This is a genomic window from Coprococcus sp. AM97-35 (genome assembly GCF_027697525.1).
GTDB classification, from domain to species: domain Bacteria; phylum Bacillota; class Clostridia; order Lachnospirales; family Lachnospiraceae; genus Allocoprococcus; species Allocoprococcus comes.
This window is the reverse complement of the sequence record NZ_JAQESL010000039.1, coordinates 1-18,677: the sequence shown is the minus strand read 5'-3', so window position 1 is coordinate 18,677 and position 18,677 is coordinate 1. Positions and strand designations below refer to the sequence as shown.

The following is an 18,677-nucleotide window of genomic DNA, read 5'->3' as shown; positions in this document are numbered from 1 at the left end:
TTCCATTTTTTCATATACATCTTCTCCTAATCCTAAGATAGTTTGATTAAAATTCTTTTTTAGAAAATATTATGTTAGAAACTATTCCAGACATTGCAAATAAACACATACAGACCAAAATAAATATTGGAATTATATACTTGTATTTATAAACATCAAAAATATTGTTTAAATCTAATATATTTTTCATTATTATCATAAAAAATCTTATGGGAACGATAGTCAATATAAATGATACTATTCCAATTACTTTTATTTTATCTTGTTGAAACAAAAAAATTGCTGGTATTAATAAACTTCCGAATAGCAATGTTATTCCAACACCTAACAACATCAAGTTTATTTCATAATTCTCAAAAACTATTCTACCCATTTTATAATTAACTAACAAAAAAGTTACTATTACAGGTAAAATTATAAAAAGTGAAATTAGATATACCAAATATTTTGCCAAAACAATTTGGCTTCTTTTTACAGGTAAAATGAGCTCATTTTTATAATCATCTGCACTTGTTTGATTCACAATGCTTAAGATAACGCTCCCAGGTACCAGGGTTAATAGCGAGTAAACAATTATCGGAATATAATTATCAATTGGAGCTACAAATGATATAATTATTAAGCACAAAAACATTATAAAATAGTGCTTTCTTCTAAAACCAGAAGTCAATAAATTTTTTCTAATTAAACCTACCATAAGAGATTCCTTTCTTCAATCAACCAGTATTTTTTAGATTCGTTTCCCCTTTACAAACATATTCATAATTTCTTCAAAAGTAGGATTTTCTATCACTAATTTATCGGAAAGTTCAGTTCGATCATTAACTAAAACCACATTGTTATATGCTTTTTTTTGATAAGATACAATTATCTCCTTGGGAATACGTCCTAATTCCTGAGTTGTACATCTCACAATTCCATATTTGTAAATTATATCTGTTACTTCTGCATCTAATATTTTTTTTCCATTTTTTATAAAAACAACGTAATCCGCTATTCTTTCCAAATCATTTGTTATATGACTTGAAAACAAAATAGATTTTTCACCATCCTCAATAAATTCTTGGAAAAGTTCTAATATTTCATGTCTTTTTACTGGATCAAGTGATGCTGTTGGTTCATCTAGTAATAATAGTTTGGGATGATGTGCCATTCCTAATATAATGGATAATGTTTTTTGCATCCCTTTTGAATAATTTTTTACTTTTTTATCAAGTGGAATTTCAAATCTTTTTAATGTTTTTTCAAAAAAATCCAAATCCCATTGCTGATAAATTTTCATATATATATGCGATATCTCTTTAGCAGTTAATTGTTCTGGTAAATAAATATCGTCAAACACGACGCCTATCTTTTCTAAAATAGAAGTTCTATTTTCGTCCATTTTTTGCCCGAAAATTTTCACTTCTCCACTCTTTTTTAACTTCAATCCCAAAATTGTGTTAAAAATTGTTGTTTTCCCCGCGCCATTTTCTCCTACCATTCCTAATATTTTCCCTTTTGGAATAGAAAAACTAACATTCTCAACTAGAAAATCACTGTTTTTATATCCTACATTCAACGAAGTAACTTCCAAATTATTTAGCACTTAAAATTCCTCCTTAAATTTTGATATTTCATACAAGTTACATTTATCAAAAAATATATGTTTCAATTCATCAATTTCATATCCATTAGCCAAAGCTTCATCTATAAGTTCTTGTATTTTTTTTTCAATTTCACCTTGTTTTTGCCTTTTAAGAACACTAACCTGAGGTACTGATACAAAACTCCCTCTACCCACTACTGAATTGATAAAACCTTCAGCCTGTAACTGTTCATATGCCTTTTGAATCGTAATAACACTTACTCCCAAAGATTTTGCAAAACTTCTCATAGGCGGTAAACTTTCTCCCTTTTTCAAACAATCATTCATAATATGTGTTTTAATCTGTAAAACAATTTGTTCATATATTGGTGTTTTAGATTGATAGTCAATTATAATTTCCATTTTTTATTCCCCAATATGAGAGTTATGCAGTATGGATTTCTTCAAACAATAAAACTTTTCAGCTTTGTTTGAATTAGCCCATACTGCATAATCTCATACAACTGATAGTAATTACATTTCTATCAATTATATGTTTCTAATCTGATTTATTTTTGTGCAATAGTACTTTATTATATCTATACTTTTTGATATAATAAATATAGGATACTTGAATTTGTGTATGATAATTAATTTTATTTATGTAAAGTTATTTACATCCGCAGGTGCGATTGCATGAAAATAATGCTGTTACGGATGAAACAGCCGGTAAACAAATCTTTAAGGTCGCTGAAACAACGGCACTAATTGATTGTGGTTCAATCTCTCCCTGATCACTACCACCACATTTTGCCAGTCTTTCTAATTCATTAAAATCAATTTCTGCATTATTATTCTTTTTTTCCATAGCGTAACCTCCTATTCAAGTATCTTTTTTTACTTTCATAGATTCTTTAATTGTCTTTTATCTACTATTTACATCCGCAAGTACGATTACATGAGAATAATGCTGTTACGGATGAAACCGCTGGTAAACAAATTTTTAATGTCGCTGAAACAACAGCACTAATTGATTGTGGTTCAATCTCTCCCTGATCGCTACCACCACATTTAGATAGTCTTTCCAATTCGCTAAAATCAATTTCTGTATTACTTTCCTTTTTTCCCACAGTAATTCCACCTTTCTTTTTCAAGCTTCATATTGTACTTATTGCACATGTACATTATATATTACTGTTTTGATATTGTCAATCGTCTTTCAAAAACTTGTGTATTAAAAATATTTTATGTTGTATACACTTCTCTATTTCGTACCATTCATTATTTTGCGTCTTCATTTTCTTAATCCATTGCCCTGTTACTGCCTTTAAGACAATATAAAATGTGTGAATGTCTTCTGCTTTTATATTTTTCTGTAACAGTGCTCTTAGAAATATTTTTGAATAAAATGAATTTTTATTGAATTTTTCTACATCTTTTAATGACATTTAAAAGTTTTCTATTTTGCGAATTCAACACATATAGTATGTAAGATACTGTGATATCTCCTATTATTTGTATCATATTTTTTGTAACTGTTATATATAAAAGACGGGCAGAAAGCTGATTTTACTCAAGCTTTCTGCCCACACTCATCATAAAAAAACCTATATTAATTCATCTGAATATTTCGTTTTTTCTTCTTCAGGAATCTTCAGGCTTTCCATTGCCTGTTCTACTGACCACCCCATTGTTTCCATAAGGTTTCTAATTGAAAGAAGAATTCCTTTCTGAATTCCTTTTTCTTCAACGCCTTTACTCAGATTACACATAATAGGCACCTCTTTCTAATGTCTTTGCGTTTCAGACAAACCATGCGATAAGGTGAACAACAATAATACTGCTCACCTCTATTTTCAAAATTTATATATTTTGTACTTTTACATTTTTTTCAATTCATCTAAATACTTGCTCTTTTCTTCTTCAGGAATTTTCAGGACTTCCATTGCCTGTTCTACCGACCACCCCATTGTTTCCATAAGGTTTCTAATTGAAAGAAGAATTCCCTTCTCAATTCCTTGTTCAATTCCTTGTTCAATACCCTTCTGAATTCCTTGTTCAATACCCTTCTGAATTCCTTGTTCTTCAACGCCTTTACTCAGATTACACATAGTAGACACCTCTCTTTCTAATGTCTTTGTCATTTCAATTGAAAAATCATTCTGTAATATCTCTTTCTTTTCCTTTACTTCACGATCCGAAGAAAGCAAAACTTCCAGTAACTTTAAGATACCTGAAGCATTTTCATCATCAGAATCCCCTAAACATATCATAATTGCCGTTAGTAAATCATAATTTTCTTTTCTTTCCGAACAACTACCAATTAACTGTTCTTCTGTAACAGAATATCTGTTTATACTATTTTCCCGATATTTCGGTGGATTCATACAAATCCAAATGCTATAGACTTTCTTTATCTTCTCATAATGTGCATCTGAAAATTCAACACCATACTGCGAAGATATCAATCTGCTGCAATAGTAAATTCCTCTGCTTATAATCGGGTAGCCTGGATAAAAATCATTTTGCGCTTCAATATTTATGATCAATCGAATTTTTTCTTTCGACACCGGAGCCTTCGCACAAAAGCGAATATCGTATGTAACCACCCCTTCATAAATAGAAGCGTCTTCGGTTGCTCCATTTTGTATTTGTTCTTCTGATACCTGTTCATCTATATTTACGGGTACGTCTGCAACATCTGCCTCTCCTTCTATATAGTTCTCTACAATTTCCTGAATCTCACAATCTCTATATTCCTCTATACAACTTTTCATAATCCATGCCAAGATCACCTTATTTGCCAGAAGGCGTTTGCATGCTGCATCGTAGGAGGCTTTCTCTCCTGCAGAACTAATATTCTTTGTCAGTATATTTTCAACTTTCAACCTATATTCACCTGCCTATTCCTCTTTTTCTTATTTTATCACACACGAAAAAAAGATGCCACTTATTTTTCTCACCAGATTATCCTCCTTCCGTATGATAAGGAAGAATTGTTTATGTTCTTTTCGCATTAAAACTCTTTCTGCTTTTATAAGCAGTTTACCACTATTTTCTTATGCCGCTTCATTCTTATCCAAAACCTCCGTAAATGCTTTTTTTAACCGATAAGATAACAACGTATTTCTTTTTTTGGATCTTCCCGCCCGTATTGCCTGGGAAAATGCCTGTTTGCTTCCCACAAGAATGACTTTTCTTTTTGCCCTTGTAATTGCCGTATAATATAGATTTCGCTTTAAGGTATGCCGCCGAAAACATGACAAAATCGGAATGATGACTACCGGATACTCGGAGCCTTGTCCTTTATGTGCAGTAATTGCATACGCATGAACAAGGTTCCAAGATTCTCCTTCCTGATATCGCATAACCCGCTCTTCTCCAAAATCTACTTCCATATATTTCTTACCGCTCACCTTTCCTATTTTTCGTACAATCCCGATATCTCCGTTGGAAATTTCATCTTCATTTTTCGTCTGCATTACTTTATCCTGTATACGAAAAATTTTGTTTCCATTTTTGATTTCCTGTTGTCCTATCTGGTAAGGATTGATTCTGTCTTTGATTTTTAGATTCAAAGCATTTGCGCTTACCTTCGTATCTTCCCTTAAAGGTGTTAATACCTGCACTGCATTTACATTTTTCCTTTGCAACTTCCACTCCATATCAAAAAGTTTCATAATCTTTTTCGCGGCTTCTTCATCATCATGTGCTGCTACAAAGGAAAAACTGTTATCATATACCAAATTTTGTTTGCCACAGTTGATTTTTATCGCATTCTCCAAAATAGTAGGGTTTTCCTGCCGGAAACATTGATCTAAAACAGTAACTGGAATGACTCTGGAGTCAATGAGTTCTTTAAATACATTTCCAGGACCTACTGATTCCAGCTGGTCTTTATCTCCCACAAAAACAATCCTACTTCCAGTCTTTATTTTCATCATCAGACTGGTAAACAGATGCATATCTACCATGCTACACTCATCAATGATGATCAAGTCATCGCAAAGCATTTCTCCAGCATTCCATGCTTCTTCACCGTCTGCTCCTGTAAGTCCGATACTTTTATGTATCGTCAACGCCGGATATCCCGTTGCTTCATACATTCTCTGTCGCGCTCTTCCGGTAGGTGCTGCCAATAAAATCATACTATCTATATTCAATTTTTCCTGGATCATAACAATAAAACGCAGCAGGGTTGTTTTCCCGCTTCCAGGTCCTCCTGTTATAATGGAAATTGAATTTTGAAAAACCATTTCAATCCCTTTTCTTTGTTTTTCCGCTAACTTTATGTTTTCTTTGGTTTCCAAATTAGAAATCCATTTCTCTACATCATACCTTTTTATCGGATATCTGCTTAGCGTGGCAAGTTGTATAACAGCCTTTTGTTCTGACTCATAATTTTTCTTAGAATAAATCTTTGTATAACTACAGATTAGTTCTTTATCATCTTTAATCAGAGAATTGCCAGCATCGCGAATTTTCCGTTCTGTTACACTGCCTTTTTTATCTCCACGCATCAACAGCGGCTTGGTTCTTGTTAAAATGTCAGACACCTCTAAATAGAGATGCCCTTCCCCTTCTGCTTCTTTTAAAACATATAATATAGCTGCTTTTATTCGTAAAGGATTATCTGCCTGAAAATGTTTTACTCTCCTTGCTATCGGATCCACTGTTTTAAATCCAAACCCTTCTATCTCACACAACCGGAATGGATCCTTTTTAATAATGCTGACTGCCTTGTGTCCAAAATGTTCCTGGATTTTTTCTATCTTCTTTGGTGTTACCCCCGCAGAAGACAGAAAAAGTGAAAGCTGACGGATATTTTCACTTTGATAATAGCCATCTAAAATCTGATCCAGTTTTTTTTGTGTAATTCCAGGAATTTCAAGCAATCGTTCCGGGCATTCTTCAAAAACATAGAAAGTATTTTTCCCAAATCGTTCTACAACCCTTTCTGCGATAACAGGCCCTATTCCTTTCACCAATCCTGAAGAAAGGTACGCTTTTACCCCCTCTTCTGTTGTTGGCATTTGAATTTGGAAAGATGTCACATGATACTGTTTTCCATATTTCTCTGATTCTTGCCACTGTCCTTTTAAAGATATATCAATCCCTTCGTTTCTGGGCAATTCACAGCCAACTGCCACAAACTGCCTTTTTCCAATTTCATTCTTCCCTTCAGGAATGTTCTCCTCTGTTTCATATACTGCCACAGTATATCCGTTTTCCTGATTATAATAAATGGAAGAAGCATATCTGCACTCTAACAAGTCACTACCTCCTTGTAATCCACATATAACGACCAGATATTTTTACAGAGTAACCGCCTTCCTTTTCCAGCTCCTTTTTGATGAGTATTCTTTTATCTGCCGGAAAATCCCGAATTGCAGCAACTCTGCGAAATCCTTTCTCTGTTCGGATAGTACATAATCCGTCTTTCCCAATAGAAAATGAATAGATACCTTCTGCCGCCAGTTTCTTCGAAATACGAAGAAATTTTTCTCTTCCTTCTCCAAGATACCATTTTGTTGCTGCTATGTCTGCTTCATTCCACTGCTCTTGGGGAACATCAGGAATTGTTTCTGTCTTCTTTTCAGTTTCTATCGCCTTTTCTGTTTGCTGTTTTGCTTTCCGATAAATGGGTGCTTCCTTCTTTTCTGGCACCTCTTCCGTCACTGTTGCTTTCGGTTTATCTCTTTCCTTATGCTCCGCTAAGGTTTCTCCCTTCACTTCTTGGGGCTTCTTTTTCAAATGACAGACCAACAGATACACCAACAAAACCGGCACTGTAAGGGATAATGTATTAACTAGAATTGCAAGAAAAAAGGGCCATAAGAACGGAGCTAACAAAAATCCTGCAATGCCCGACACAATGCAAAAGTTTTGATACTTTTTCACAAAATATTTCCACTTACCGCTCATAACAGTACCATTTCCTTTCTCTTCGAGTATTTTTAGTCAAATCCATAATTGTTATATTCTGATTCTTGTACACGCTCAAATTCTTCGTCCACCAGGTTTCTTTTTTTATTTTCATTCCTTCTTCTTTCAGGCACACTTTTTCTCGACTGCCGATTTCTCCTTTCCGGCTGTTCTCTTTTCCTTTGCTCTGACTTTTTCCTGGAACTAGGTTTCTTTATCCTGCTATTTCTTCTACGGGGATCAGAGTTTCCTTTTTTCTGACTGCTTTTCCTTATACTTCGATGATATCCATCTTCTTCCTCATCTTCGTCGTCATCCTCTTCTTCGTCATCCTCTTCTAGATATTCCTCCTCATAGTCGTCATCTTCGTCGTCCTCATAATCATCCTCATCATAAAATTCGTCATCGTAATCCTCTTCTTCCTCATCTTCGTAATCGTTCTCATCTTCGTCTTTTCGCTTGCGGAGTAATTCGATTTTATCAAGATTTATCTTATCTCTATACATCGTCATTCCATCCTCATTTTCATAATTATCATTTAAAAGGATTCCCTCTATTCCAACGCAATCTCCTTTTTCGATATACTCTTCTATAAATTCTGCACTCTTATCAAATGCAGAGCAGGAAAAATAATCATATTTTGTTCCGTCTTTCGTTTTAAAAGGACGCCTTACAGACAATCGGAAACTTGCAACTAATCCATATTTCGATGCCCTTTTGTTTCTGCGCCTCTTCCTTTTAAATTCATTTACTTCCGGATCTTTTACAACGTATCCGGTCATTATTACTTTATTCATGCTCTTTCTCTCCTTTTTAAAGTAGGCAGGAAATTATTTTCCTGCCTGATAGGTATAAAAAAAGACACTTAGAATTTCCATTCAAAATGCCTTATTCTATATACGCATTGTTTCTAAATCATACTGAAAATCAGATCCAATACATCTTACAATCTTTTTTAAAATCTCATAAAAATTCAGGCTGTCTTCCTGTATCGGTCTTATACCTTTTACATAATTTGGCCAAAAACAATATTCGTAAAATCGTTTCACCTGCATAGAAGGTGAAATAAAAATCCCCTGAAATTCATTTTTCATTTTCTTTGTAGTTCCTTCTTCGGAAAATAATTTTAGATGTAGTGCCTCACTTTTGCCTTTCTTGTCCATCTGAAGCCAGACTGTATGATCGGCAAGACGAATACTGCTGTGCAGCATATAGATGTCTTCTCCGTTCCGGCACCAGATAATTTCTCCGCAAAGTCCGTTTTCAAACTGCGACGTAATACACACTCCATTTTCCGGAATATCCGAAAAGCAAATCTCATCATCAACCACCGGAATTGCCCTTTTTACACCCTTGGAAACGCCCACATCTTTTCGACATTCTTCAAACATCTGCTTTGTACTTTCATAATTTTTGTTCTGTTCATACTCATAGTTTTTCATCCTGCTTCCTCCTGTTCTTTAATTATTTCTTTTCAGTGATGTTTTGTGTATTTCTTCATATTTTGCTTCATATCTGCGATACCCTTCCAGATCATAATACTTTAATCGTTCCGGATAGAAACGAACTTTCTCATAAGTACAATATCCATTTCTGCTGATTTCTTCTGTCACTTCTCCTAATCCGCTTTCTGAAATCCAGGACAAAATTTTTCTTCCATGATGGTTCGTATCTACATAGGTACAGTCCTTTTCGCACACCTCATGCAAATCAACGGTCAGGGTTGCCCATGGTGAAGGATATCGGTATTTCCAGTTCACCATTTCAATTTCTAAATTTCCGGTGTAGGAATATCCTTTTACTATTAGCTGTATCGGAAATTTTTCTCCAAAAGCTTCATAGAAAACCGTTTTGGGTTCTTCCTGTTTTCTGAAGTTGTCATAATCTTCATCACTATAACCTGACCAGAAAAAATAGTTCCAGTCTGGCATTGGCGGACAATATCCTTCTAACTGTTCTGCACCTATTTGTTTTAATGGTATCAGATTTTTTTTACCTTCCTTCACAGCCAGAAGCAATGGTTTTAACTTCTCTTCCAGGTACATTCGATCTGGGCAAATATCAATCCACTTCCCTTTTATTGTTGTAAGAAAGCGTTTCCCATCCAATGTTCTGATTTCTGAACGTTCTGCAGATAGACTATTCTTTAAGAAGCTGATTATATTATTTTCTGTTGCCCGAAAAATAATTGCATCTTTTCCACACATCTCACTGTGAATTCCTTTTAAGTACTCTTGGTTCATGATTTTCCTCCTATTTTTCTTTCTTTTGTGGCTTAACTCTATCCTCCTTTTTCGTTGATTGAAATAAAAAAAGGCACCTAGAATATTTTTCATTCTAAATGCCTAATAATTCTTTATTTCTTATTGAAACAGCCACCTGTTTCCAAAATCTGTTTCCGATTCTTTATCGGAAAAAATTTTTGTACTCATCTTTGATTTTTATGAGTATAAATGTTAATTCATTTTCACTCTAACATAAGATATTGTATGTGTCAATATCTAAGTAATTTAACAATTTACTACGTTATGTTTATTACTCTGATACAACTTTTGAAAAGATTTCCCAACGTCCTTTTACATTTTCACCTTTGTCCGTACTTCTTCCACAATATTCCAGATATTTTGTCTGATTATCATAATTTTCAAAAAAGTCTTTCAGCCATAACAGATAACTGTTTTCTTTTTCTTCATCTCCGTACACTACATCCATTGCTGCAACTACCATTGGAATGGATAACTTTTTCATCTTATCCATTTTATCCACAATCTTTTCATCTAACTTGTCAAGAACCTCCAAGGCATGTCCAATCAAACGGATACTTTCCTCAGAATCACTATTCAATATTTCAACATACTTTTCAATATTCTTTTGATCAAAAGCAGTATATTCGTATCCAGAAATAAGCATTAGTATTTGGCAGGCTACTTTACGCATATTATCTGATCTGATATCACCTTTTGTAATTCCAGTCTTTGCCCAAAATGGATGCTCCATAATTTTATAAAGTTCTGTACTAATGTCAAGATTTAAAAGGCCTGTCAGCATCTGTGCTCCGTTCAATCGCTTTCCACTATTCAAACGCACAAACATATCCCGTACTTCTTTTTCTGTGCAGTCCCACATTTCAAAAATCAAGACTTCTGCATTCAATAGTTTGTCTTGTACAATCTCATCTAATTGAGAAAACCTTTTACCTGCAATTTCATAAGTTTCCCCATCAATCATAACCGAATCAAGTTTCTTAGAAAGTGGAAATTTGTCCCCTTTATATTTCTGTAGGGTAGTAATCCTCTGCTTTCCTTCTATCACATAGTTTTTATTGTCTTTTTTCCAAATATAAACTAAATTGATAGAATATCCTCTTAGCAGCGAATCCACTTCCAACGATTCCATATACCGAGTCCACTGTCCCTCCTTTCTCTGAAAAGGATGAGAAAAATCAAGCTTTCCTTTTCCGGACTCCCGCAACAATGATGATACAATTTTAGTCTTACATGTAGATTCCATTTTCCAACACCACTCCTTAACTTTTTTATCATTCTATCACGATATACCGTACATTGCAAACACCTCAAAAATTAAAATATCTGCTTAACTTCCTATTTTTACCACACATACAATAGTTATCTATTATCTATCCACTGTGTAGTTCTTTCAACAATTGCCTTCTTCTGTTCAAAATGTAAATAGTGAGAACCTTCTAGCAAAATTACTTTTCCATTTTCTTTATCTGCTATAATATCCCTATGTAGTTGTTCCCACTGTGGCATAGTCTTGCAATTCTCTTTTGAAACAAATTCCAATATTGGTATTTCTCTTGGAATCTTCATATCCTCCACTACTTCCATATTTTTTTCAAGATTTTTCATTTCTGCCATAACCGTTGCGTTATATCCTTTATCCAGCGTTAATATGCGGAAAACTTCCAATTCCTTCTCTGAATATAGGTACTGCGGATCTGCATACACAACTTTCTTTGGATTGTTTATAGAAAGCAACCTTGTAACTCCCGTTATATTGACTATCTTCTGAGTATACGCAGATATTTGATTGAGCAACTGTACACTGACTGGAAAAGGATTATTTTCTTTACTTGTCATTTTCGGAACTGATGGATCAATCCCTATAATTCCTTTAATTTCATTTGGATATATCTGGCTCCAATACAAACTATATATCCCTGATATGGAATGCCCCATTAGATAGTATTCCTCTTCTCCTAAGTTTTTTACACATTCATGAAGTTCTTCTACGATATTTTCAATCGTCCGGTCACGCTTTGTTCCATCAGATAATCCATATCCAAATGGCTCAATCGTAATCACCTTGTATTTTTTAGCTAATTCACTTGCTAAAGGTTTAAATTCTAAAATAGGCGACGGTTCACCCAAACCAGGAAGCAAGATAATCGGAGGACCGTCATGTTCCGCTCCGGCAATCTCCACAACCATACTTTTTCCATCTATTTGCACACTGTTTCCATACGCATCTTTTATTTTGTATTCATCTATTTTCTTACATATAGTGTTCCATATAATTCCCAATAAAATGAATATAATGGTAATACCTATAATCCATTTTATAATGATCCATATTTTTTTCTTTCGCTTCATTTAAAAATTCAAACTCCCTCCTGTAATACTAATTGTACTAGAAGATTTATTTGTTATATAGAATTTATAATATCCTGTACTTCTAATTGTAAATGTGGTACTGTGACTTTTTCCTGTTCCACTATACTTTTTTGTTCTGACACCATTTGAATTTTTATATCCCATTTCAACACTTCCTGATGCTTTCAAACTAATAGAAAAACTTATCTTAGTCCCACCCGGAACGTAAAATGCCATCCCATCATTATCAATAATATTAATGGTTTCTCCTGCACTCAACGCTGTACTTGAAATTCCCATCCTCTCACTTTGCTGATGCATAGTATTTGATTGAGGTTCCGCTGCCTGTACAGAAGTACTATTTGTTGTCATAACCAAAAGAGCCATTATTGCTATTACTTTTTTTACTTTCTTCATTTCTCCATACTCTCCTTTACTATATGATAATTAAGAATAATTCGATCGCTTGATATATTTTTGAAATATGGAAAATATTCTCTCTGCGTTCCCCCTTTCAGCCAAACTTCATACTGTTCGACCTCAACAGTATCTACTTTAAATGGCTTTCCATTTTCAATATATCCTATTTCAAACGTATGTCCAGGCTGTTTATTCATGTTCTCCTGCTTGACACTTATTTTGACCTTTTCATTCTCTTCTAGAAAAATCCCCTTTCCTTGATCCTGTAAAATCAGCATTGTACCATTTTCTACATATATTTGTTGATCAGCTGTATAAAAATCTGTCTGTATTTCTAAAATATGTTTTGCAATAGGAATACCATTTTGATATAAACAGTCTTTATTAAGCAATTCTGTTTGAATATCAATCACTATCTTCTCTTCTTCTGTATCTGATTCGTAGAGCGTATGCTCTTCTACCAGGTTTTCTATTTTTTCTACTTTCCCACCTGGATCCAAAAGAGTTTTCGCCAAAACAATGCTGCCGGTCACCAAACATATTGTGCCAACTGCAGCTACTGATTTTAAAAAATAGGACTGTTTTTTTCGACGAATAATCTTTTTATATACCATATCCTGAATATCTGTGAGATTGTCTATGTCAGTTCTTTCCTTTGTTAATATCTCAACCGAATTATCCAACATCTCACTAATCTTGATTTTCATAAACCGTATACCCCTCCTCACGCAAAGCATGACGCAAAGTTTCCCTGCCTCTTCGAAGTCTGGTTTTTATGGTCTGTGGATTCATATTAAGTTGTAATGCGATTTCTTCTATTTTAAAATATCTATAATAATATAAAAGAAAGATTTCCTGATCCATCGGCTTTAATTTCTGAAGAAGTTTCTGAATAATCCTCTGTTGTTCCTTTTGCTCCATGAGTTTTTCGGCCTGGTTATCAATTAAAACCACATCATCATAAAGTTCCAGATTCCAATTTTTAATTGCACGTATTTTATCTTTTGCCTTATTCCTTGCAATCATACCTATATATGCTTTAATACTGGTGTATTTTTCATAATCAATTCTTTCAGCAGTATTCCATAAAGAGATAAATACATCTGATACTACTTCTTCCACATCTTCGTTTGTACCTTTCCCCGCAAGTATTTCTTTTGAAATCGTAGTGACATATGCACCATATTTCTTCATAATCTCTTCTAAAGCCTTTTCGTTCTTTCTCTGTAGTTGTTTTAATAACTTTCTTTCCTTCATTCGTAAGAATCCTGATTTTTGTTTTTGTATCAATACGTAAAATTCATAATTCAGGTTTCAAAAAAGAGGAGATATTTTATAATATTTTTTTCAAAGATTATTTATTTTTCAATCTATCTTAAATCTTAACAACACTTTTGAATAAAAAAATAAGAAGACTTAACAGCCTCCTTATTCTTTATTATTCTATTTGCTATGTAAATACATCTCTATGCTGTTCGTGCAAGATTTGCATTCGCATTTCGGGTTACTGTTCCATTATTGCCACAATAACCAACACAATATGCTGGTCCTGCATTATGAGCATTTGCCACTGCTACAGATCCACTGCAAATACAACCTGCTTTACTTCCTTCAAAATGCGATCCTGTTTTCATTGTTTTTGTTTTTACTAATTTCATGCTGTATCTTCCTTTCCTTGTTATGATGTTCGTGCCAGATTAGCGTTTGCATTTCGGGTTACTGTTCCATTATTGCCACAATAACCAACACAATATGCTGGTCCTGCATCATGAGCATTTGCTACTGCTACAGATCCACTACAAATGCAACCCGCTTTATTCCCTTCAAAATTGGAACCTACTGCGATCTTTTTAGACTGTACTAATCTCATGTTTTTCCCTCCCTCCTCTGTAACTTTTTATTTTAAATCCTTCAAAATAGATTTAAAATTCTTATTTCGTTTCACAATGTATAGTATATACACACTTCGTATGATTTTTTCGTCTTTTCTGTGTAGTTTTTGTGTAGAAACCTATTTTCTCATATTTGTTATTATATTCTCCTTGGCAAACAATTTCTTAATGTCATAAATGTCTTTTTGAACATTTCTTTCTTCTTTTGAAAGCATATCCTTAAAAGTAAAAGCATTTATAAAATATTCTCTCAAAGAGTTACAATTATAACCTATTGGTTCTTCCTTTAAAAACTTCAAATATCTCTTTTCTATCTCCGTTACTGGCAAATTTTCTATTTCTCTACAAATGTCTTTCCATTCTAAACTCTCTTCTATCGTTACCTTAATAAATTCCTGCTTAGGAGATAAAAATATTTTTTCCACACCAACCTTACCTACATTTTCTTTCAAAAATTCTTGTATTACATAAAGTAAATCTTCATTTATTGACTCAGCATCCGATTTTCTCTCCCTATATAAATAGTATGATGCATTACCCTGTTGATTTTTGATGGCAAATCCACCTGTTTCCGCATAAGACAAAATCTTTTCTTCAATCTTCCCATGCTCTCCACTAAGATTTGCAATCCATCCGTCTCCAATGTTCTCCAACGTTTGTGTTGATGTAATCCAAATAATACATACATTTTCTAGAAAATAAAATCTTTTGAAAAATGTTCTGATTTCGTCATTTGATATGGAACGAATCGTTTTTGGGTTTCCTATGGATAAATGGTTTTCATAATCAGTTCCATTTAATAATATACGAAAATCTGAGTTTCTATTTTTCACTTCATATGCTTTATATTCCTCAAGAATATCTGATCTTACCTTCTCAACATCTTTCATTTCTAAATACTTACCTTTTAAAATATTCTGTATGATATCTATTACACACTCTAACGATGTATCCTTTACATCAAAATAATAGGTTGTTGAATAAAAATCCGTATAGGCTGAACAAAGATACCTCTTCTCATTTTTATCAAAAAAATTCATTTGTACATGCTCCAAAAAGTGTGCAATTCCTGCATTTTCTATATCTTCTGAAGAAGAACCTACATTGATTGTTAGCGCTATATAATTCATTCCTTGAAGGTTTTCTAGTGGAAACACACATTTTGTTATTTGATTTTCACATTTTGAAAAAAAATTATTCTCTACCAACCCAGTCACTCCTCTCTATAAGCCTCTGCTTGTATGCTATAAAGCTTTGCATATTCTCCGTCTAATTTCATCAAGTCTCTATGATTTCCTTTCTCTATAATTTTGCCGTCCTGTAAAACTAAAATTTCATCTGCTAATTTTACTGTAGAAAATCTATGTGCAATTAATATACTTGTCCTTCCTTCCATTAAACCCCTAAATTGTTTATAAATCTCATATTCTGCCTTAGGATCCAATGAGGCTGTTGGTTCATCTAATACTACAAGTGGAAAATCCTTCATAAAAATTCTACTGATTGCAATTTTTTGCCATTGCCCCAGAGATAATTGGATCCCTCCACTCCATTCTCTATGTAACTGTGTATCATACTTTTCCGGCAAGGAAGAAATAAATTCTGTTGCCCCAGCTTTCTCTGCTGCACAGTAAATTTGATCAATATTTTTCATTTCTTCCACATTTCCACAACCAATATTCTCTCTAACTGTCAATGGATATTTCACAAAATCTTGAAATACTGCTCCTATCATTGTTTGATAAGATTCTGTATCAATATCACATATATTAGCTCCATCAATTAAAATTTCCCCCTTATCTGGAACATATAACTTTAATAACAACTTAATAATAGTGGTCTTTCCAGATCCGTTCAATCCTACAATAGAATAACAGTGTTTAGCATCTATTGTGAAAGAAATACCTTTTAATATATATTTTTCTGATTCAGGATATCGAAACCATACATTTTTAAATTCTATCTTTTGAAAATTTTTATTAAACGATAACGAGTTCTCTATCCTTTCCGTTGTTTTCATGTCTAAAAATTCAAATAGGTTTTGTATATAAAGACCATCTTCAAAAATTGTGACTATCGTATTTAATATTGTCGTAGCTGAACCTCTAAAATTATCAATGGAATTTATATAAAGAGAAAAATCTCCAAGGGTTCTTTTCTCTAAAATAACCTTTAAAGTAATATATATTTTAAAAAATAAGATTGCAGCCTCTTCTACCAAATCTGTCAATGATAATTTTTTGCAGAAACTACGTCTGATTTTTTTATCTTCTTGAATATATCCATCATATTGTTTCAGTATGTGCCCCCGAAAAAAATCATGTACATGATAAATTTTCATTTCCTTTATATTTTCATAATCAGTTACAATATCTTTCAAATATGCTATAAAGCGTAATCCTTCAAATCGCTTAGTATAAATTTCATATTGTGTAACTGCCATCTTCATACTAACAATTAGTGTTGGTATGCAAATAAAAATACACAATAGCATAATTCCAACATTAAGACTTGCTAACACTGTGATGGTTCCAATCAAACTGCTAAAACTTTGAATGAAGTTTGTTAAGGTCGCCAATAAACTGATGGATCTCCCTGTCGATTCTTCATTGACTTTCCTAATTTTGTCATAAATCATTGAACTGTCAAAATACTTTAAATCCGTATCTTTTACCTTTTTCAAAATCAAATCACTTGTATAACGATTTAAGTAACTTGATAAAATATTCTGTTGATAATCTTTTATTCTCATCAGTACACTCTGCAAATAATTGAATATAAAATAGAATATTAACCAAAATAAGACCGGTGCAATGTTTCCTGAAACAATTGATCGACTCATATCATCAATAAGATATTTCCAAATAACCAAAGTAAATGGGATCGTAATACCTGAAACAATACTCACTATCATTGTTTTAATAAAATTGGACTTCGAGCTATTCCATAATAACCGAACTACTCTGCTTATTATCAAAAAAAACTCTTTGCTTTTTTTGATTAAACCCTTTAATCTTTTCATAAACTTTCACTCCACTTACTTTTATAAAAGGAGACCGTACCTACTTGGCAGTCTCCTTCTTTTCTTATAACATAATATTAAGCTTTTTAACTCTGTTCATATATCTATTTTATAGAATTTGCTTAGGTATTGAACAGAGTTATTTTTCTTTTTCAGACTGACATGTTCTGTTTAAAATACATCTTCTATGCAGTTCTTGCAAGATCTGCATTGGCATTTCTTGTCATCACTCCACTGTTGCCACAATATCCCACACAATATGCCGGTCCTGCATCATGAGAATTTGCCACTGCTACAGTACCATTACAAATACATCCAGCCCTATTTCCTTCAAAGTCTGTTCCTGTTTTTGTTGTTTTTGTTTCTACTAATTTCATAATCCAATACCTCCTACTAGTTTTTTTTTGCAAGATTATAATTCGCATTTCTTGTTACTGCTCCATGGTTTCCACAGTATCCTACGCAATATGCTGGTCCTGCATAATGAGAGCTTGCTACTGCTGCGCTTCCACTACAAACACATCCACTTCTGCTGCCTTCAAAGTCTGCTCCTGTCTGTAACTTTCCTGCTAAGATTTTTCTCATGCCCAACGCCTCCTTTCTGTCTGTTTTTCTATTTTAAATTATCTTTGATAATCTAAAACCTTTTCTTAATAATACGGTACCGCATCTATCTCTTCGATCACTTCCGGTTTCTCTTCCAGAATGCTGTAATACGAGATCAATTCTCCTTTTGTGGCATACCTGTGGGCTCCGCAGACCTTCTCTTTTCTTTCCATATCAATTCCTTCTGTTTCATAGCAGGCTGCATAACAAAGTCCACACAGGTTTCTTGCCCAGCACTCATTGCATCTTGCGATGGATTTTTCATCGTATTCATCCATATAATATTTCTTTATTTTTTCTAGATCTGCCCCTTCAAACACGTTTCCTATATCCGGTGCATCTCCGGTCTTTTCACACAAAAGGAATTTCCCATCTGTCTTGACATAGACCCTCCGGTTCCCTGGAATGCAGCAGCCGTTTCTTCTGAGGTCTTTGCATGGTTCCTGTGTCTGTCTTCGGTTATGTATCCGCACCAGTTTATCCGCTACAATCCCTGCCACATAACTTTTGGGATCCTCTTCTTCTAAATCCCTTGCCAGTGCCCAGCCTTCGATGGCATCTAACGTGAAACCGTCCAGTTCCTCTCCGATAAACTCCCCATCTCCAGCATACTCCATGGAAATATCTTC

Annotated in this window: 23 protein-coding genes and 1 pseudogene; all 24 read right to left on the bottom strand. The window is 33.6% G+C overall.

The genetic code is table 11. The features are described 5' to 3' along the window. Positions 1–46: 46 nt before the first annotated feature. Positions 47–697, bottom strand: coding sequence for an ABC-2 transporter permease (locus tag PG840_RS15705; RefSeq protein ID WP_173867466.1), 651 nt, complete (start codon positions 695–697; stop codon positions 47–49). Between the two features lie 33 nt (positions 698–730). Next, on the bottom strand, positions 731–1,588 hold the full coding sequence (locus PG840_RS15700) for an ABC transporter ATP-binding protein (protein WP_173867465.1): 858 nt from the start codon (positions 1,586–1,588) through the stop codon (positions 731–733). Then, positions 1,589–1,990: a GntR family transcriptional regulator gene (locus tag PG840_RS15695; RefSeq protein ID WP_173867464.1), complete on the bottom strand. Its 402-nt coding sequence runs from the start codon at positions 1,988–1,990 to the stop codon at positions 1,589–1,591. It lies immediately after the preceding gene. Between the two features lie 247 nt (positions 1,991–2,237). Then, positions 2,238–2,435 (bottom strand): hypothetical protein, encoded by a 198-nt coding sequence (locus tag PG840_RS15690; RefSeq protein ID WP_151165716.1) that lies wholly within the window; start codon positions 2,433–2,435, stop codon positions 2,238–2,240. 64 nt (positions 2,436–2,499) lie between these two features. Beyond that, a complete protein-coding gene (locus PG840_RS15685; protein WP_151165715.1) occupies positions 2,500–2,697 on the bottom strand; it encodes a hypothetical protein in 198 nt (65 codons plus the stop codon). A gap of 477 nt (positions 2,698–3,174) precedes the next feature. Further along, positions 3,175–3,339: a hypothetical protein gene (locus PG840_RS15680; RefSeq protein WP_173867463.1), complete on the bottom strand. Its 165-nt coding sequence runs from the start codon at positions 3,337–3,339 to the stop codon at positions 3,175–3,177. Positions 3,340–3,447: 108 nt separating this feature from the next. Further along, complete coding sequence (locus PG840_RS15675) at positions 3,448–4,455, bottom strand: hypothetical protein (RefSeq protein ID WP_151165614.1); 1,008 nt, start codon at positions 4,453–4,455, stop codon at positions 3,448–3,450. Positions 4,456–4,626: 171 nt separating this feature from the next. After that, positions 4,627–6,840, bottom strand: a complete 2,214-nt coding sequence (recD2, locus tag PG840_RS15670; RefSeq protein WP_173867462.1) for an SF1B family DNA helicase RecD2 — start codon at positions 6,838–6,840, stop codon at positions 4,627–4,629. A gap of 4 nt (positions 6,841–6,844) precedes the next feature. Continuing rightward, the gene (locus PG840_RS15665) at positions 6,845–7,492 is read right to left on the bottom strand and encodes a hypothetical protein (protein WP_173867461.1); all 648 of its coding nucleotides are present in this window, start codon (positions 7,490–7,492) and stop codon (positions 6,845–6,847) included. A 32-nt stretch (positions 7,493–7,524) separates the two neighbouring features. Next, the gene (gene ssb, locus PG840_RS15660; RefSeq protein ID WP_071144032.1) at positions 7,525–8,289 is read right to left on the bottom strand and encodes a single-stranded DNA-binding protein; all 765 of its coding nucleotides are present in this window, start codon (positions 8,287–8,289) and stop codon (positions 7,525–7,527) included. A 96-nt stretch (positions 8,290–8,385) separates the two neighbouring features. Beyond that, complete coding sequence (locus tag PG840_RS15655) at positions 8,386–8,934, bottom strand: hypothetical protein (protein WP_071144033.1); 549 nt, start codon at positions 8,932–8,934, stop codon at positions 8,386–8,388. An 18-nt stretch (positions 8,935–8,952) separates the two neighbouring features. Next, positions 8,953–9,735, bottom strand: coding sequence for a DUF4313 domain-containing protein (locus PG840_RS15650; RefSeq protein ID WP_173867460.1), 783 nt, complete (start codon positions 9,733–9,735; stop codon positions 8,953–8,955). Between the two features lie 292 nt (positions 9,736–10,027). Further along, on the bottom strand, positions 10,028–11,002 hold the full coding sequence (locus PG840_RS15645) for a GmrSD restriction endonuclease domain-containing protein (RefSeq protein WP_111919550.1): 975 nt from the start codon (positions 11,000–11,002) through the stop codon (positions 10,028–10,030). Positions 11,003–11,118: 116 nt separating this feature from the next. Beyond that, positions 11,119–12,108 carry an alpha/beta fold hydrolase gene (locus PG840_RS15640; RefSeq protein WP_151165625.1) on the bottom strand — a complete coding sequence of 330 codons (990 nt, stop codon included), beginning with the start codon at positions 12,106–12,108 and terminating at the stop codon, positions 11,119–11,121. Beyond that, entirely contained in the window at positions 12,109–12,525 is a 417-nt protein-coding gene (locus PG840_RS15635) for a hypothetical protein (protein ID WP_071144054.1), read from the bottom strand. It abuts the gene before it with no gap. Then, positions 12,522–13,235 carry a hypothetical protein gene (locus PG840_RS15630; RefSeq protein ID WP_151165626.1) on the bottom strand — a complete coding sequence of 238 codons (714 nt, stop codon included), beginning with the start codon at positions 13,233–13,235 and terminating at the stop codon, positions 12,522–12,524. Before PG840_RS15630 ends, PG840_RS15635 begins: the two co-directional genes overlap by 4 nt. Beyond that, positions 13,219–13,818 (bottom strand): RNA polymerase sigma factor, encoded by a 600-nt coding sequence (locus PG840_RS15625; RefSeq protein WP_270613856.1) that lies wholly within the window; start codon positions 13,816–13,818, stop codon positions 13,219–13,221. The genes PG840_RS15630 and PG840_RS15625 overlap by 17 nt, the downstream gene beginning before the upstream one ends. A gap of 176 nt (positions 13,819–13,994) precedes the next feature. Continuing rightward, positions 13,995–14,186, bottom strand: coding sequence for a RumC family sactipeptide (locus tag PG840_RS15620; protein ID WP_270613855.1), 192 nt, complete (start codon positions 14,184–14,186; stop codon positions 13,995–13,997). Between the two features lie 20 nt (positions 14,187–14,206). Beyond that, a complete protein-coding gene (locus tag PG840_RS15615) occupies positions 14,207–14,398 on the bottom strand; it encodes a RumC family sactipeptide (protein WP_071144058.1) in 192 nt (63 codons plus the stop codon). A 141-nt stretch (positions 14,399–14,539) separates the two neighbouring features. Beyond that, a complete protein-coding gene (locus tag PG840_RS15610; protein ID WP_173867459.1) occupies positions 14,540–15,628 on the bottom strand; it encodes an insulinase family protein in 1,089 nt (362 codons plus the stop codon). A 5-nt stretch (positions 15,629–15,633) separates the two neighbouring features. Then, positions 15,634–17,442: an ABC transporter ATP-binding protein gene (locus tag PG840_RS15605; protein WP_173867458.1), complete on the bottom strand. Its 1,809-nt coding sequence runs from the start codon at positions 17,440–17,442 to the stop codon at positions 15,634–15,636. A 185-nt stretch (positions 17,443–17,627) separates the two neighbouring features. Beyond that, a complete protein-coding gene (locus PG840_RS15600; protein WP_151165537.1) occupies positions 17,628–17,819 on the bottom strand; it encodes a RumC family sactipeptide in 192 nt (63 codons plus the stop codon). 16 nt (positions 17,820–17,835) lie between these two features. Continuing rightward, positions 17,836–18,027 carry a RumC family sactipeptide gene (locus PG840_RS15595; protein ID WP_151165538.1) on the bottom strand — a complete coding sequence of 64 codons (192 nt, stop codon included), beginning with the start codon at positions 18,025–18,027 and terminating at the stop codon, positions 17,836–17,838. A 65-nt stretch (positions 18,028–18,092) separates the two neighbouring features. After that, positions 18,093–18,677: pseudogene (locus tag PG840_RS15590) on the bottom strand (RumMC family radical SAM sactipeptide maturase); the annotation flags it as partial.

Bases quoted from the DNA above. Each gene is read 5' to 3' on its own strand.
- PG840_RS15705 (WP_173867466.1), bottom strand. From the start codon at position 697: ATGGTAGGTTTAATTAGAAAAAATTTATTGACTTCTGGTTTTAGAAGA.
- PG840_RS15695 (WP_173867464.1), bottom strand. From the start codon at position 1,990: ATGGAAATTATAATTGACTATCAATCTAAAACACCAATATATGAACAA.
- PG840_RS15690 (WP_151165716.1), bottom strand. From the start codon at position 2,435: ATGGAAAAAAAGAATAATAATGCAGAAATTGATTTTAATGAATTAGAA.
- PG840_RS15680 (WP_173867463.1), bottom strand. From the start codon at position 3,339: ATGTGTAATCTGAGTAAAGGCGTTGAAGAAAAAGGAATTCAGAAAGGA.
- PG840_RS15665 (WP_173867461.1), bottom strand. From the start codon at position 7,492: ATGAGCGGTAAGTGGAAATATTTTGTGAAAAAGTATCAAAACTTTTGC.
- ssb (WP_071144032.1), bottom strand. From the start codon at position 8,289: ATGAATAAAGTAATAATGACCGGATACGTTGTAAAAGATCCGGAAGTA.
- PG840_RS15655 (WP_071144033.1), bottom strand. From the start codon at position 8,934: ATGAAAAACTATGAGTATGAACAGAACAAAAATTATGAAAGTACAAAG.
- PG840_RS15650 (WP_173867460.1), bottom strand. From the start codon at position 9,735: ATGAACCAAGAGTACTTAAAAGGAATTCACAGTGAGATGTGTGGAAAA.
- PG840_RS15645 (WP_111919550.1), bottom strand. From the start codon at position 11,002: ATGGAATCTACATGTAAGACTAAAATTGTATCATCATTGTTGCGGGAG.
- PG840_RS15640 (WP_151165625.1), bottom strand. From the start codon at position 12,108: ATGAAGCGAAAGAAAAAAATATGGATCATTATAAAATGGATTATAGGT.
- PG840_RS15635 (WP_071144054.1), bottom strand. From the start codon at position 12,525: ATGAAGAAAGTAAAAAAAGTAATAGCAATAATGGCTCTTTTGGTTATG.
- PG840_RS15630 (WP_151165626.1), bottom strand. From the start codon at position 13,235: ATGAAAATCAAGATTAGTGAGATGTTGGATAATTCGGTTGAGATATTA.
- PG840_RS15620 (WP_270613855.1), bottom strand. From the start codon at position 14,186: ATGAAATTAGTAAAAACAAAAACAATGAAAACAGGATCGCATTTTGAA.
- PG840_RS15615 (WP_071144058.1), bottom strand. From the start codon at position 14,398: ATGAGATTAGTACAGTCTAAAAAGATCGCAGTAGGTTCCAATTTTGAA.
- PG840_RS15605 (WP_173867458.1), bottom strand. From the start codon at position 17,442: ATGAAAAGATTAAAGGGTTTAATCAAAAAAAGCAAAGAGTTTTTTTTG.
- PG840_RS15600 (WP_151165537.1), bottom strand. From the start codon at position 17,819: ATGAAATTAGTAGAAACAAAAACAACAAAAACAGGAACAGACTTTGAA.
- PG840_RS15595 (WP_151165538.1), bottom strand. From the start codon at position 18,027: ATGAGAAAAATCTTAGCAGGAAAGTTACAGACAGGAGCAGACTTTGAA.